This window comes from Halostagnicola larsenii XH-48 (assembly GCF_000517625.1).
GTDB classification, from domain to species: domain Archaea; phylum Halobacteriota; class Halobacteria; order Halobacteriales; family Natrialbaceae; genus Halostagnicola; species Halostagnicola larsenii.
Map to the genome: position 1 here is coordinate 1,962,048 of NZ_CP007055.1, position 13,591 is coordinate 1,975,638.

14 protein-coding genes and 1 tRNA gene are annotated in these 13,591 nt (G+C 61.2%); 6 read left to right on the top strand and 9 right to left on the bottom strand.

Features of this window, described 5'->3' with window-relative positions:
• Positions 1-3: 3 nt before the first annotated feature.
• The 4 genes from HALLA_RS09945 to HALLA_RS21055 all read right to left on the bottom strand — a co-directional run bounded on the left by HALLA_RS09945 (position 4) and on the right by HALLA_RS21055 (position 2,356).
• Positions 4-993, bottom strand: a complete 990-nt coding sequence (locus HALLA_RS09945; protein ID WP_049953207.1) for an aldo/keto reductase — start codon at positions 991-993, stop codon at positions 4-6.
• A gap of 436 nt (positions 994-1,429) precedes the next feature.
• Complete coding sequence (locus HALLA_RS09950) at positions 1,430-1,648, bottom strand: hypothetical protein (protein WP_049953208.1); 219 nt, start codon at positions 1,646-1,648, stop codon at positions 1,430-1,432.
• 374 nt (positions 1,649-2,022) lie between these two features.
• Positions 2,023-2,107 (bottom strand) — tRNA-Leu (locus tag HALLA_RS09960).
• A gap of 72 nt (positions 2,108-2,179) precedes the next feature.
• Positions 2,180-2,356, bottom strand: coding sequence for a hypothetical protein (locus HALLA_RS21055; RefSeq protein ID WP_169732129.1), 177 nt, complete (start codon positions 2,354-2,356; stop codon positions 2,180-2,182).
• A gap of 283 nt (positions 2,357-2,639) precedes the next feature.
• Between HALLA_RS21055 and HALLA_RS09965 the strand changes: the two genes are divergently transcribed.
• A complete protein-coding gene (locus tag HALLA_RS09965) occupies positions 2,640-2,948 on the top strand; it encodes a cyclin (RefSeq protein ID WP_049953210.1) in 309 nt (102 codons plus the stop codon).
• Between the two features lie 150 nt (positions 2,949-3,098).
• Here HALLA_RS09965 and HALLA_RS09970 read toward each other — a convergent pair whose 3' ends face one another.
• Entirely contained in the window at positions 3,099-3,572 is a 474-nt protein-coding gene (locus HALLA_RS09970; RefSeq protein ID WP_049953211.1) for a phosphopantetheine adenylyltransferase, read from the bottom strand.
• Between the two features lie 141 nt (positions 3,573-3,713).
• Between HALLA_RS09970 and HALLA_RS09975 the strand changes: the two genes are divergently transcribed.
• On the top strand, positions 3,714-5,969 hold the full coding sequence (locus HALLA_RS09975; protein ID WP_049953212.1) for an NADP-dependent malic enzyme: 2,256 nt from the start codon (positions 3,714-3,716) through the stop codon (positions 5,967-5,969).
• Positions 5,970-6,103: 134 nt separating this feature from the next.
• Positions 6,104-6,475, top strand: a complete 372-nt coding sequence (locus HALLA_RS09980; RefSeq protein ID WP_049954073.1) for a 30S ribosomal protein S8e — start codon at positions 6,104-6,106, stop codon at positions 6,473-6,475.
• Between the two features lie 124 nt (positions 6,476-6,599).
• Here HALLA_RS09980 and HALLA_RS21060 read toward each other — a convergent pair whose 3' ends face one another.
• From HALLA_RS21060 to HALLA_RS09995, 4 genes are all read right to left on the bottom strand, one after another.
• Complete coding sequence (locus HALLA_RS21060; protein ID WP_169732130.1) at positions 6,600-6,758, bottom strand: hypothetical protein; 159 nt, start codon at positions 6,756-6,758, stop codon at positions 6,600-6,602.
• A 181-nt stretch (positions 6,759-6,939) separates the two neighbouring features.
• A complete protein-coding gene (locus tag HALLA_RS09985; RefSeq protein WP_049953213.1) occupies positions 6,940-7,935 on the bottom strand; it encodes a phosphate signaling complex PhoU family protein in 996 nt (331 codons plus the stop codon).
• A 258-nt stretch (positions 7,936-8,193) separates the two neighbouring features.
• Entirely contained in the window at positions 8,194-8,670 is a 477-nt protein-coding gene (locus HALLA_RS09990; protein ID WP_049953214.1) for an NYN domain-containing protein, read from the bottom strand.
• A gap of 111 nt (positions 8,671-8,781) precedes the next feature.
• Positions 8,782-9,672, bottom strand: coding sequence for a dihydrodipicolinate synthase family protein (locus HALLA_RS09995; protein ID WP_049953215.1), 891 nt, complete (start codon positions 9,670-9,672; stop codon positions 8,782-8,784).
• A 257-nt stretch (positions 9,673-9,929) separates the two neighbouring features.
• Between HALLA_RS09995 and gcvT the strand changes: the two genes are divergently transcribed.
• The 3 genes from gcvT to HALLA_RS10010 all read left to right on the top strand — a co-directional run bounded on the left by gcvT (position 9,930) and on the right by HALLA_RS10010 (position 13,557).
• Positions 9,930-11,030 carry a glycine cleavage system aminomethyltransferase GcvT gene (gcvT, locus tag HALLA_RS10000; protein WP_049953216.1) on the top strand — a complete coding sequence of 367 codons (1,101 nt, stop codon included), beginning with the start codon at positions 9,930-9,932 and terminating at the stop codon, positions 11,028-11,030.
• Positions 11,027-11,410 carry a glycine cleavage system protein GcvH gene (gcvH, locus tag HALLA_RS10005; protein WP_049953217.1) on the top strand — a complete coding sequence of 128 codons (384 nt, stop codon included), beginning with the start codon at positions 11,027-11,029 and terminating at the stop codon, positions 11,408-11,410. The genes gcvT and gcvH overlap by 4 nt, the downstream gene beginning before the upstream one ends.
• Positions 11,411-11,577: 167 nt before the next feature.
• Positions 11,578-13,557, top strand: a complete 1,980-nt coding sequence (locus HALLA_RS10010) for a hypothetical protein (protein WP_242406160.1) — start codon at positions 11,578-11,580, stop codon at positions 13,555-13,557.
• Positions 13,558-13,591 lie beyond the last annotated feature (34 nt).

Below are 13,591 nucleotides of genomic sequence, written 5' to 3' on the forward strand. Positions count from 1 at the left end.
GAGTTACCACTGGTGGTGGACGTCGTCGTAGACCACTTGCTCGTAACTGTCGCGAACCGCGCCGTGGGTCTGCTTCGAGAGGGGATCGAACGACGACGCTTCGACGTTCTCTCGAATGTGTTCCGGCGAACTCGAGCCGGGGATAACCGTCGAGACGGCGTCGTGGTCGAGAATCCAGCGCAGGGAAAACTGCGCGGTCGTCATCCCGTCGGGCACGTGTTCGTCGATCCGGCCTGCGAACTCGAGCCCCCGCTCGAATGGGAGTCCGCTGAAGGTCTCGCCGCGGTCGAACGCCTCACCCTCGCGATTGAAGTTTCGGTGATCGCTCTCGTCGAACTCCGTGTCAGCCGAGAGCGCACCGGTCAGCAGTCCGGACGCCAGCGGGACGCGGACGATAACCCCGATGTCGCGCCGTTTTGCCTCCTCGAGGAACAGGTCCGCGGGGCGCTGGCGAGCGGGATTGAAGATTATCTGGATCGTCTCGACGCAGGGGTACTCGATCGCTTTCAGCGCCTCCTCGACCTTCTCGACGCTCACGCCGACGTGGTCGATTTTCCCGGCCTCGACGAGCGATTCCATCGCGTCGAACACTCGCGGCTGGTAGTAGGCCGCCGGCGGCGGACAGTGTAGTTGTACCAGATCGAGCGTGTCCACACCCAGGTTCTCCCGGGAGCGATCGACGTGTTCCTCGAGAGTCTCTGCGGTGTATCCCGCGGCCTCGTGGGGATCGATCCGCCGGCCGACTTTGGTCGCGACGGTCACGTCCTCGGAGCCGTCCCACTCGGAGAGCACGTCCGCGATGTACTGCTCGCTCGCGCCGTCGCCGTAGACGTCGGCGGTATCGAGGAAATCTACCCCCTCCTCGAGGGCCGTCCGGACGGCCGTTCGAGCCTCCTCGCTCGAGACCTCGCCCCAGTCGGAGCCGATGTTCCAGGTGCCGAGGCCGACTTCAGTTACCGACAGGTCGGTCGAACCGAGTCGTCGCTGTTCCATACGCTATCGTTGGCAAGGAGGTATTTGACTCTGTTTCACTTGCTAGCGAGCAGGGAAGAGAAAAGCCGGAACGGAACCACGACAGATTACTCCGCCCTTTTCCAACGACGTGCGGTGGCGCGCGCTGAATCGCGGTGAGTGCGAGGTCCGAGCGGAGCGATGCTCCGCAAGCCGCTTGCGAACCGCGATTCGATATTGTGCGAGGTCTTCGGTCACTTCGTGACCGAACGGCTTGGAAGTCACGAAGCGTCTTCCAGTGGATGAGTGAGCGAACGGCGAGAGCGAGCGAATCGGCTGGGGAGGGCGTGGAAATTCGTGTTGCCAACGCGAGTGAGAAACCGAGTGAAATCCGCAGCAAGAAAGCAAGCCAGATTAGCAACAGGATACGCAGGCAAAACCCGCTTTAATAGTAGGTCACAACACGACAGTAGCTCTTCTACCGTTCTCGAAGACCTTCCACGAAGAGATAGAAAATCCAGTAGAAAGTAATAACTGCAATTACTATCCCACCGAGGCCGAGCAAGACGCTTCCGCCGTAGATGGCTCCAACCGCCCAGCTAAGTCCGATTAGCCCCGCTATCGCGAGTAGCACGCCGAGAATCGAGCGGTGAATAGCGGAAACGAACGCCCCCGTCCCGGAATCGTTCTCGACCATGTTTCAGATCCTCAATTCGATTATCGATAAGTTTTCCGGCGCTCCGTACCGCCCTCGGGCCTCACCCATCCCCCGGCAATGTCACCCGCCACTGACGGCCTCCAGCGACCTGCTCCCATTCTGACTCGAGTTGCCACTTCGGATATCGATGATAGCGTTCGCGGACCGGATTCGAACCACGGGGATTTCGCTTCGTTCGTCCTCTGGGCCGCGAATTCGTATTGGCGATGCGTCTCCTCGCGAGTTTGCGAGCGACAAAATGCGCGGGACCGGATTCGAACCACGCGAAGACGTGCTCGCTTCGCTGCGCGCGACTTCTCTCATTCGAATCCGTATTGGCGATGCTTCTCCTCGCGAAATTGCTCGGAGAAGCATGCGCGGGACCGGATTCGAACCGGCGGACCCCTACGGGACAGCGTCCTAAGCGCTGCGCCGTTGGCCTAGCTTGGCTACCCGCGCGCAGGCTACCGTTCCCGCGATTCGAGTAAGAACCTGTCGATCCGATCGAGTCTCCGGTCCGGCCCGCTCCCATCAGTCGTGGACCAGCGGCTCTTCGGGGGACCAATCCGGCGGAACGATGAAGGTCACGTGCTCTGAATCCCGCAATTGGTGGAGCTCCGCCGCCTGTTCGGCCAGCGATCGATCTCGGTAGGGCATCTCAAGGCCGCAGCCGGTACAGACGAGTTTGCATGTTGGGTCGGTACTCATGATAAGACGCGGGCCGCGGGGAGCGACGGGCGTCACCTACGGGTTCTGGTTCGTCCGGCTTTAGTAATCGCGACCTAGTAAAATCGCAAGCGAACGGCCAGTTTCCCTAGTCGTTCGTAGCTGAACGTTGCCCGAAACAGCCACCTATTGCGGTGAGTATCCACCACCAGAGACCGTTCATGGGGCCCGTAACTTCGAGTAATCGATACCCGCAGCCGACCAACAGCCGACATTCGTCCGAAAGGTCCGTGGATTTATCCCCATCCCGCCGAACGGGTTCAATATGCACAGTGCGCGCGACCGCGTCGAGCACGAAGCCTGGCTCGAGGAACTCGAGTTGATCGCGGATCGGCTCGACCTCTCGAGCGAGGCCCGCTCGTACGCTGGCGATCTCTTTCTCACCGATGTCCCAGAGTCGGATCGGTCCAAACGGGCCGTCCTGGCGGCGAGCATCTACGCCGGCTCGCTTGTCGCTGGCGACGGCCGCACTCAGGGAACGGTTGCCGATGCGGCCGACGTCTCGCGGCTCTCGATCCAACAGCGCTGGAAGGACTTACTCGAGACGGCCGGACTCGAGCCCCCGCGGTGGTAACGCTCTCCATCGATCGGTTTACCCGAGTAAAGCGGCGTAAGTGCCAGCTACGGTGACGAAACGGTATCCTGCGGCAAGAACCAATGGAAACGGTGGCGAGCGAGAAATGTACTCTCAGAAACGGACCAATCTTGTGCGAGCCCTCGCTCGCTACTGACCGTCGCCGTCGAGCAGGTGGCCGTGTTCGTCGATTTCGCCGTTGACGATCCGCGTACTCGAGATGATATCGCCGTCCTCAGCTCGAAGGTGCGGAACGACGACGACCTCGAGCGGATCGAGCCCGCGATCGCGCCGAATTTCGTTGATTTTCTCGCCCCCATCGACGGTTTCCGGCGAAACGACGAGGTAATCGAAGGGCGGCTCGGTCGCGATGCCGGTCGGCTCCGTGAGCGTTCGGATTTCGAACGTTCGATCGTACTCCTCGGCGACGGGCTCGAGTTCGCCCTCGAGGCGATCCTTCCGTTGATCGAACGATCGGACGGGTCGGTCCTCGTGGCGGGTTTTCGGCGCGAGGTCGTCGCTCGTTAGCCCGACGGTCACGTCTCCGAGTTCGAACGCCCGTTCGAACAGCCGCCGGTGGCCGTCGTGGACGGGGTCGAACGTCCCACCAAGCGCGACATCCATATCCGATTGGACTGTCGCAGGCCGTATAAAAGGGTCGAATCGTCGAACCGGGACGTGTCGGGAGAAGACACACAGAAAATACGTCGATAGTCGAACTGCGCCTTCGCATTGTTTTTAGTGGTCCACGTTAGTGAGCCACGTATGGGATTAGACGAGGACGCACTGGAGTACCACCGCATCGATCCACCCGGAAAACTCGAGATTTCGACGACGAAACCGACGAATACGCAGCGCGACCTCTCGCTGGCGTACTCGCCCGGCGTCGCCGCACCGTGTCTCGAGATCGACGAGGACGAATCCGAGGCGTTTCAGTACACCGCCAAGGGGAACCTCGTCGGCGTGCTCTCGAACGGCTCTGCAGTGCTCGGTCTCGGAGATATCGGTGCCCAGGCCTCCAAACCAGTTATGGAGGGGAAAGGCGTCCTCTTCAAGCGGTTCGCCGATATCGACGTGTTCGACATCGAACTCGACGATGCGGACCCCGAGAAGATCATCGAGGCCGCGAAGATGATGGAGCCGACCTTCGGCGGAATCAACCTAGAGGATATCAAAGCCCCCGGCTGTTTCGTCATCGAAGAGCGCCTGCGCGAGGAGATGGACATTCCCGTCTTCCACGACGACCAGCACGGAACCGCGATTATCTCCGGTGCGGCGTTGCTCAACGCGGCCGATATCGCCGACAAGGAGATCGAAGACATGAAAATCGTCTTCTCGGGGGCCGGCGCGAGCGCGCTCGCGACCGCCAAGTTTTACGTCTCGCTCGGGGCGAAGCCGGAGAACATCATCATGTGTGACTCCTCGGGAATCATCACCGAGGCCCGCGCGACGGCCGACGATATCAACGAGTACAAACGGGAGTTCGCCCGCAACGTGCCCGAGGGCGACCTTTCGGACGCGATGGAAGGTGCCGACGTCTTCGTCGGCCTCTCGGTCGCTGGAATCGTCTCCCAGGACATGGTCCGCTCGATGGCCGAGGATCCGATCATCTTCGCGATGGCAAACCCCGACCCCGAAATCGGCTACGCGGAAGCCAAGGAGGCTCGAGACGACACCGTCATCATGGCTACCGGCCGATCTGACTACCCGAATCAGGTCAACAACGTCCTCGGCTTCCCGTTTATCTTCCGGGGTGCGCTTGACGTGCGAGCGACCGAGATCAACGAGGACATGAAAGTCGCGGCGGCCAGCGCGCTAGCTGAGCTGGCTCGTCAGGACGTTCCCGACGCGGTCGTCAAAGCCTACGGCGACGACCCCATCCAGTACGGCCCCGACTACATCATCCCGAAGCCGGTCGACCCGCGCGTGCTATTCCGGATCGCCCCCGCCGTCGCGGAGGCCGCGATCGAATCCGGAGCCGCCCGCACGGATATCGATATCGACGAGTACGAAGAACAGCTCGAGGCCCGTCTGGGCAAATCTCGAGAGATGATGCGCGTCGTCCTCAACAAGGCAAAGAGCGACCCGAAGACGGTCGCACTCGCCGAGGGAGAAAACGAGAAGATGATCCGGGCGGCCTACCAGCTGCAAGAACAGGGTATCGCCCTGCCGATCCTCATCGGCGACGAAGACGAGATCAAATCGACCGCCGCGAACCTCGGCCTCGACTTCGACCCGCAGGTTGCAGATCCCGACGCGGGCGATTACGAACGGTACGCAGAACGGCTGCACGAACTCCGCCAGCGCAAGGGGATCACGCGCACTGAAGCGGGCGAACTCGTCCGACACGACACGAACTACTTCGGCAGCGTGATGGTCGAAGAAGGTGACGCTGACGCCTTCCTCACCGGCCTTTCCCATCACTACCCGTCGGCGCTTCGCCCGCCGCTGCAGGTGATCGGTACCGCGGACGACGTCGACTACGCCGCCGGCGTCTACATGCTCACGTTCAAGAATCGCGTGATCTTCATCGCCGACGCGACCGTCAACCAGTCGCCCGACGAGGACGTGCTCGCCGAGGTGACCAGACAGACCGGGAAACTCGCCCGGCGGTTCAACGTCGAACCACGCGCCGCATTGCTCTCGTACTCGAACTTCGGCAGCGTCACGAACGAAGACACCGTCAAACCGCGTAAAGCGGCCCAGAAACTGCAGGACGACCCCGCGGTTGATTTCCCCGTCGACGGCGAGATGCAGGCCGACACGGCCGTCGTCGAGGACATCCTCGAGGGAACGTACGGCTTCTCGGAACTCGAAGAGCCCGCGAACGTGCTCGTCTTCCCGAACCTCGAGTCGGGCAACATCGGCTACAAACTGCTTCAGCGCCTCGGCGGTGCGGATGCGATCGGCCCGATGCTAACCGGGATGGATAAACCCGTCCACGTTCTCCAGCGAGGCGACGAGGTCAAAGACATCGTCAACCTGGCCGGCGTGGCCGTCGTCGACGCACAGCAGGAATAACGAATCCCCCTTGCCGGAGACGATGGACGTATCGAACGCGGATCGTCCGTACGATGCTCATTCGCCGGACCTGTCGGATGCACCTGCCGGGCGAAAAGGTTGCATTCAAGTATCCGCCCGGACTTTCAACGGGTATGCAAGATCAGGGCCGTTCTACTCGCAAGCGAACCGGCGGACGACTCAAGCACCTTCGAAACCGACGAAAGTACGAACTCGGCCGCCTACCAACCGAGACTGAGGTCGGCGAACCGCGCTATCGAACCATCGACGCCCGGGGCAACGACGAGAAGACTCGAGCGCTCGCGACGAACGTCGTGAACGTCAACAAAGGCGGCGAAACGGTGACGACCGAGATCAACGACGTCGTCGAAAACGACGCGAATCCCAACTACGTTCGACGGAACATCATCACGAAGGGGGCAGTCATCGACACCGATGAAGGCAACGCTCGAGTCACCTCCCGTCCGGGACAGACCGGGCAGGTCAACGCCGTTCTTCTCGACTAACGCCGGTTTCGTTCTTCATAAACATGCCGACCGTGACCGCCAACGAGAGCCATCTCTTCACACGGTTCGAGCCCACGACTTGGCATTAGTCCTCCTGACTCTCGGTTCGAGAACGCAAAAGCGATTATTCGGCCGTCTTCGTCTCGCGCCCGGTAACGAACTGGCGGAGACGATCGGAGTACATGCCAACGACGATTCCGAGCATAAACGTCAGGTAACTCGGAACGAGTATCCACAGGAGATTCGCGTGCCCTTGTCCAGCGTGCAGTAGGGTTTCGACCATAGGTCGGGTAACTCAATACACGGAAATGAATCTGCCGGTATCCACATTTGTTTCCAGAAGAGTGTGCGAATTGATCGGACGTTCACGAGTTAGCCGAAACAGATAGCCGGTCGAAGAACGGCTTTTGCAGTATCCGTCCATCTTCGCACGAAGGGCCGGTGGAATTCGACCGACGGATGCGTTAGGGACTCGGCGCTGCCTTCTGTAACGCCGTTTCCGCGATGTTACCGCCGTAGTCGGCGCTTCTCGAGAGCGAGTCGACGATTAGGCCGAGCGACTGGGCTTGCATCGGGTCGAGTTCTCGAAGCATGTCGTCGATGGTCCGCGTGTGTTCGTCGATCTCGAGGATCAGTTCTCGAGCGGCGTGTCCGAGTCGATTTGCCTCTTCGCTGTCCTCGGCGAACAGCGCATCCAGCGACTTCTCGAGCACGTCGAAGGCGTCGTCGCGAAGTGCGACCAGTGCGTCGGCGACTTCCTCCGGAATCTCCTCGAGTTTGAGCGCGAGCTGGCTGATTTTGACCGCGTGGTCGGCGACCCGCTCGAGCTGTCTGGCGCTCGAGTGGTAATCGAAACAGTCCTCCCGGGGAACGCCGAGTTCTTCGGCGGCTCGAGGCGAGCGCAGCGTCGCGCGGAAGATCCGCGAAACCACGAGCCAGAGTCGATCCACGTCGTCGTCCCGTTCGATCACGTCGCGGGCGATGTCGTCGTCGTTCTCGACGAGCGCGGTGATGGCGTCGTCGAGCATCGACGAGGAGATCAGCCGCATGCGGGTCACGGCGTTGACGATCGAGAGCTCCGAGGAGTCGAGCAGGTCCTGAATCACGACGCTGTCGGTCGTCTCCTCTAACACCTCGACGCCGACGAGGCTCTGGGTCGCATTTCGAATCGCGCGACGCTGGTCGGTCGTAATCCGGTTCGCCTCGAGGCGGATCAGATCGAAGCCGCTGACGTACATCGTCATGACGGCTCGAGTCAGTCGGTCGTCCTCGAGGCTCGAGACATCGAGCGTTCCCTCCTGTCTATCGACGTCGCTTTTCGGCGTCAAAAGCAGCGAATCGTCCTCGGGATAGAACGCGACGGTCGTTCCTGCGCTGACCTGGTTTTCGGTCGCCCAGGATTTCGGCAACGATACTGTGTACGTCGACCCGCCCGTCACCTGGACTTTGCGCGTCTCCATACACGGTCGTTTTGGGCATGGTAACATAAATCTATCTCAATCTATAGAGAGCAGACAGATATCGGCCAGAGAAGCAGTATATGCCACCTATTCGAAGCACAGTAATCGGAAACTACCACCGTGTAATAGGGTGTTAGGGGTTGTCCAATAGAGATCTATATATTCGATCGGACGGTCAAAGACGACCCAGTCATCCACGTACTGTCGAAGACGGGCTACCACAGGATACTCGACTCGAGGGAGAACCGCGATCAGCTATCACTCCGATAGCGTGACTCCCTCGTCGGCCGCGTTCCGGAGCGCGTCGGAGCGACCGTGGCTCCCGGGGGCGATCGCAACCGTTCGAATGCCGGCCGCGCCCGCATGCTCGAGCACCGGTTTGAAATCCGTGTCGCGGGAGACGACGACGAGGACATCGACGGGATCGGTCGCGGTAAACGCGGTCGCATCCACGGCCAGTTTGACATCCACGTCACCGCTTGTGATGACGACCTCGTACCCGCGGGCTTCGGCGGCCTGGATCAACCCCGGCGTCGCGTGTTCGTCGAGGTAGAGTCGGGTGATTCCGACGCGTCCGTACTCGAGTGCGGCATCGCGAACATCGTCAAGGTCAACGTCGAATTCCTCGCGGAGCACGTTCGGTCCGTCGACAAAGAGTCCGACGGTCGGTGGCGATTCGGGTGAGGTCTCCGGCGAAGACTCGAGACGAGAGCGAACGCGGTCGAAGACGGACATAGATACTACACCGTAGCGGGGGTCCCGAAATAGGTGTGACGAAAGGAGCGGTCGGCAGTCGTTCCCGTCCTCAGGGATTCGCCCCAGCGGAGTCGGACGAACGGGACCGACTCACTCGGCGAATTCCTCGAGCGCCCGATCGACCGCAGTACCGATCTGCGCTGCCCCGTCGCCGTCGACGGGAACCAGCGGCGGCCGAACGCGAGCAGACGAGACGACATCGCGATGCGCGAGCGCGGTTTTTGTCGCCGGTGCGAAGCCGAACTCCGCACACGATTCGAACAGTGGACTGATCGCGTTCTCCTGAAGCTCTCGACCGCGCTCGTCGCGCCCCCGTTCGATAGCAGTACCGTAAACCTCCGGAAGGACGTTCGAGAGCGCGTTGACGCCGCCATCAGCGCCCATCCGAATCGACGGGACGAGAAGTGAATCGTATCCCTGAAGCACGAGAAAATCAGCGGGCGTTCGCGCCAGAATCGAGAGGAAATACTCGAGATCACCGCTCGAGTCCTTGAGCCCGAGTATTCGGTCGTGACCGGCGATCGCCTCGACCGTTTCGGGGGCGATCCGCTGACCGGTACACGCCGGAATGTTGTACACCAACAGGGGAAGCGCCGAGTGGTCGGCGACGCGCTCGAAAAACCGTTGATTTCCCCGCGGGGCGTTCGCCGTGTGAAAGTACGGCGGGGTGATCACCGCCGCGTCGGCTCCCGCAACCGCACTCGCGTCGATCGCTTCGAGGACGGATTCGACGTCCGTCGCCGACGCGCCCGCCAGGACGGGAACCGACGACCGATCGACGACGTGTTCGACGAGCAGTCGCCGTTCCGCTCGCGACAGACTCGCGAACTCGCCGGTCGTTCCGGCCGGAAACAGGGCGTCGATAGACCTCGACTCGAGGTGGTCGATCAGCGCGGTCAGTTCGTCCGTATCGACAGTGCCGTCGTCGAAGGGGGTGACCAGCGGGCAGGTGATGCCCCGCAGCCGTTCTCGGATATCCATGCGTGGGCCTCGTCGTCCATCCCCAAAGACGTACTCCCGCGTATCCACATCACGTAGGAAAGCGCCGCGAATACTCGAGAGGACGCCTCGTGAATATCTCCCGATCACTATCGCCGGGATCGGTGTCAGTCTGTTCCGAGATCGGTGTTAGTCCGATCCGGAATTTCGTCTGGGACGGGCCACGCCGGCCGATGAGTCGAGAGAGATCAGGCGCAGCGACGAAAAGACATTACTATCCCGGGGGTGTCCAGTCGATTATGCCGCTTCAGACGCCGCCGTTACGTGGGGTCCACGACGACGACGGGGCGAAGTTTACCGAGTTCGGCGGCTGGGATATGCCCGTCGAGTTCGAGTCGATCCGAGACGAACACCTCGCCGTACGGACGGATGCCGGGAAGTTCGACGTTTCGCACATGGGCGAGATTCACGTCACTGGCCCAGATTCGACACGACTTCTTCAGGGACTCACCACGAACGACGTGGCGGCACTCGAGGTCGGCGACTCCCAGTACGCAGCTATCACCGACGAGGACGGAACGATCATCGACGATACGGTGATCTACCGGCTGCCGGACGAAGACGGAACGGCGACGTATCTGTTCGTCCCGAACGCCGGCACCGACGAGGCGATCCACGAGCGATGGATCACCCACCGAAACGAGTGGGACCTCGAGGCGACCGTCGATAACATGACCGACGAATACGCCATGTTCGCCGTGCAGGGCCCGAACTCGGCCGCCCTCGTCGATACCGCGGTTGACGAGTCGATCGCGAGTCTCTCGCGGTTCGAAGCGAAAGAGACCACGATCGACGGCGTGGCGTGCTGGACGGGGCGAACGGGGTATACGGGCGAAGACGGCTTCGAATTTATCGTTCCGTGGAACGACGCCGAATCAGTGTGGTCGGCTATCGACTGCCGGCCTTGCGGGCTGGGCGCACGCGATACGCTCCGAATCGAGGCCGGCTACCTCCTCGCCGGTCAGGAGTTCGATCAGGAATCCAACCCGCGGACCCCCTACGAAGCCGGCATCGGATTCGCCGTCGCGCTCGAGACCGAATTCGTCGGTCGGGATGCTTTAGAGCGAGTCCACGAGCGGGGCGTCGAGGAGAAACTCGTCGGATTCAAGCTGATCGATCGGGGCGTCCCGAGAAACGGCTACGACATCACGAACACCGACAGTCGCGTCGTCGGCACGGTCACGAGCGGGACGATGAGCCCGACGCTCGAGTCGCCAATCGGGCTCGGATACGTGCCGGTCGAGTACGCGGATCCGGGGACGACGCTCAAAGTCGTCGTCCGCGGGCAGTCAAAGAAAGCGCGGGTCGAAACGATCCCGTTTATCGACACAGTACAATGAATTTCGACATTCCAGCTGACAGACGGTACCAAGAATCACACGAGTGGGCGCTCGAAACGGACGGCGTCGTCCGCGTCGGCATCACCGACTTCGCACAGGACGAGCTCGGCGACGTCGTTTTCGTCGAACTACCGGACGAAGGGACTGACCTCAGTCAGGACAAGGAGTTCGGCGTCGTCGAATCGATAAAGGCCGTTTCGGACCTCTACGCGCCGATCAGCGGCGAAGTCGTCGCCGTCAACGATGCGCTGTTCGATGCGCCGGAACTGGTCAACGACGATCCGTTCGGCGACGGCTGGATGCTCGAGATCGAACCGGCAGACGCGGACGAACTCGAGTCGCTGCTCTCCGACGACGAGTACGAGGACCAGATCGCGTAAGGACGACTCGAAAAGCGGGTGATCCCTTCCAAATCCCCGAATCATCCATCATCGTACCTGTTACCCGCGGAGAAAGTAAGGAAAATTTACTTGTACCCCTAGCAACAATCGGGGCCTGTATGCAACAGTGTCCCCGCCGTACAATCCTTGGTGGTATCGGTACGACCATGGCTGCTGCCCTCGCCGGATCGACAGTCGCCGCACCGGACGAAGAAAACGTCCCTACCGCCTCGACTACGACCGAATCGACGTTCGACGACGTGCTCGCGTACCTCCCAGCGTCCGTCGTCGAAGACTCGATGATCGTGAGCGTGACGGACTACGAACGGATGCGCCAGGCCGACCAGCCGTACGGTCCGTCGCCGCCGATCAACACGTCCGAGATCGATGCCAGCAACGTTTCGAAAAGCGCCCTCGTCACGTCCTACACCGATGAGTACTCGCAACCGGTTACGGTCCTTGCCGGCGACATCGAACTACCGGAATCGACCGACTCGAGCGAAACCGACGCCGGAGTCGAGTACGAGTACTACGAACCCGAATCAGACGGCGTCATCGGATCTGATGGCGACGTCATCGTCGCATCAGCAGACAGAGAGACGATTGAAGCGGCTTTCGATGCGAACGCGGACGAAGGAGATCGACTCCTCGACGCCGAGTCGACGATCGAAACGGGACTGTCCACCTTCGAGGAAAGCGACGCACGGTACGTTCAAATAAGCGACGAACAACCAACTTCGGGCAGGCTCGAAGACGTCGACATCGAGTACAGCGTTACCGCCCAAACCGTGCTCGACGCCGACACCCTCGAGATGTCGATCGGGATCGAACTCGAGGACGAATCGGACGCCACGGACGAACTGATCGAAACCCTCGAGAGCGAATTCGCCTACGCTGCAACCACGGACGAACCCTCGGTCGATGTCGACGGGTCGTTCGTCAGCGCAACGGTTGAACGCGATCTCGCCGCCGAACGGGCCGTTCGAGAGCACGACAGCCCCGGTTTTCTCCAGGTCGAGCGCGACTTCGATCTCGACGACGACGTGCTCGAGATCGAAATCGGTCGCGGTGATCCCACGCCGATCGAGGACCTCACGCTCGAGGTCGGTGGCGAACCGTACGATCGCGATATCTGGGCCGACGGACACGGTAAACTCGAGGAAGGCGACACGATCGTCATCGATATGGACGATGTCGAACCGAACCTCTCCGTTTCTCTCAGCCACGACCACGAACTTGGGAGCAGTTCATCGGGAACGACGATCCTCTCTCACTTCCGGTTCGACTCCTCGTTCGACATCGATTCGGGCGAACTCACCGTCGAATACGCAGAGGAGTTCCCTCTCGACGGCGATCAGGTCTTCCTCGCGGCCTTCGAGGAACGCCAAGAGTACCGCATGAACGAAGAGGGGCCCGAACCGCGGGTATCCACGCAACCGTGGGACGGTAAAACGTTGTCTAAAGGAGATACCGCGACGCTCGAGGACGTCGACGCCGGCGACGAGATCGTAATCGGTTGGGAGGGAACGGACTACGACGACAGTATCTGGCGACACCGGGCGAATCCGCCGGGACGAGCGCGTTTCGAGTACGAGTACGACAGCGAGACGCTCGAGGCGACGCTCGAGTTCGATCCGCTGGGAGACGACCCGGAATCGGAGTCGGCAGACGATGTCGAACGCTCGGCGGCGGAGTACGAACTCCTGATCGACGGCGAACCGGCGGACACCCAGTGGACTGACGAGTTCGATACCGTCTCCTCGGGTGCGACGATCGAGGTCGACGAAGTTGCTGTCGGCTCGGACGTCGAGGCCGTCTGGGCCGACACCGGAACCCGCATCGGCGGGACGCGAACGCAGCCGTCGATCGAATTCGAGTACGACGACGGGACCGTCGAACACGTCGGTGGCGACGCGTTACCCGCAGCCGACCTCGAGGCGGAAATCTGGGCCGAAAACGGGAGATATACACTCGCACTCGAAGACGAAGTCGACGGGGATTTCGAGGACGGAGAGTCGTTCACCATCGACGCCGAGAGTGTGACCGACCGCAACGACGACGATGTCGAGGAAATCGGCACGGTAAACCACGTGTCGGTCCGGTACAACGGCCAGTACCAGGTCGGATATGCATTTCCGGACCGGTAGATCGCACAGTAGGTGACCTGAAACAGCACCGCCC

Coding starts and splice junctions, on each gene's coding strand:
- HALLA_RS09945 (WP_049953207.1), bottom strand. CDS start 993: ATGGAACAGCGACGACTCGGTTCGACCGACCTGTCGGTAACTGAAGTC.
- HALLA_RS09950 (WP_049953208.1), bottom strand. CDS start 1,648: ATGGTCGAGAACGATTCCGGGACGGGGGCGTTCGTTTCCGCTATTCAC.
- HALLA_RS21055 (WP_169732129.1), bottom strand. CDS start 2,356: ATGAGTACCGACCCAACATGCAAACTCGTCTGTACCGGCTGCGGCCTT.
- HALLA_RS09965 (WP_049953210.1), top strand. CDS start 2,640: ATGCACAGTGCGCGCGACCGCGTCGAGCACGAAGCCTGGCTCGAGGAA.
- HALLA_RS09970 (WP_049953211.1), bottom strand. CDS start 3,572: ATGGATGTCGCGCTTGGTGGGACGTTCGACCCCGTCCACGACGGCCAC.
- HALLA_RS09975 (WP_049953212.1), top strand. CDS start 3,714: ATGGGATTAGACGAGGACGCACTGGAGTACCACCGCATCGATCCACCC.
- HALLA_RS09980 (WP_049954073.1), top strand. CDS start 6,104: ATGCAAGATCAGGGCCGTTCTACTCGCAAGCGAACCGGCGGACGACTC.
- HALLA_RS21060 (WP_169732130.1), bottom strand. CDS start 6,758: ATGGTCGAAACCCTACTGCACGCTGGACAAGGGCACGCGAATCTCCTG.
- HALLA_RS09985 (WP_049953213.1), bottom strand. CDS start 7,935: ATGGAGACGCGCAAAGTCCAGGTGACGGGCGGGTCGACGTACACAGTA.
- HALLA_RS09990 (WP_049953214.1), bottom strand. CDS start 8,670: ATGTCCGTCTTCGACCGCGTTCGCTCTCGTCTCGAGTCTTCGCCGGAG.
- HALLA_RS09995 (WP_049953215.1), bottom strand. CDS start 9,672: ATGGATATCCGAGAACGGCTGCGGGGCATCACCTGCCCGCTGGTCACC.
- gcvT (WP_049953216.1), top strand. CDS start 9,930: ATGCCGCTTCAGACGCCGCCGTTACGTGGGGTCCACGACGACGACGGG.
- gcvH (WP_049953217.1), top strand. CDS start 11,027: ATGAATTTCGACATTCCAGCTGACAGACGGTACCAAGAATCACACGAG.
- HALLA_RS10010 (WP_242406160.1), top strand. CDS start 11,578: ATGGCTGCTGCCCTCGCCGGATCGACAGTCGCCGCACCGGACGAAGAA.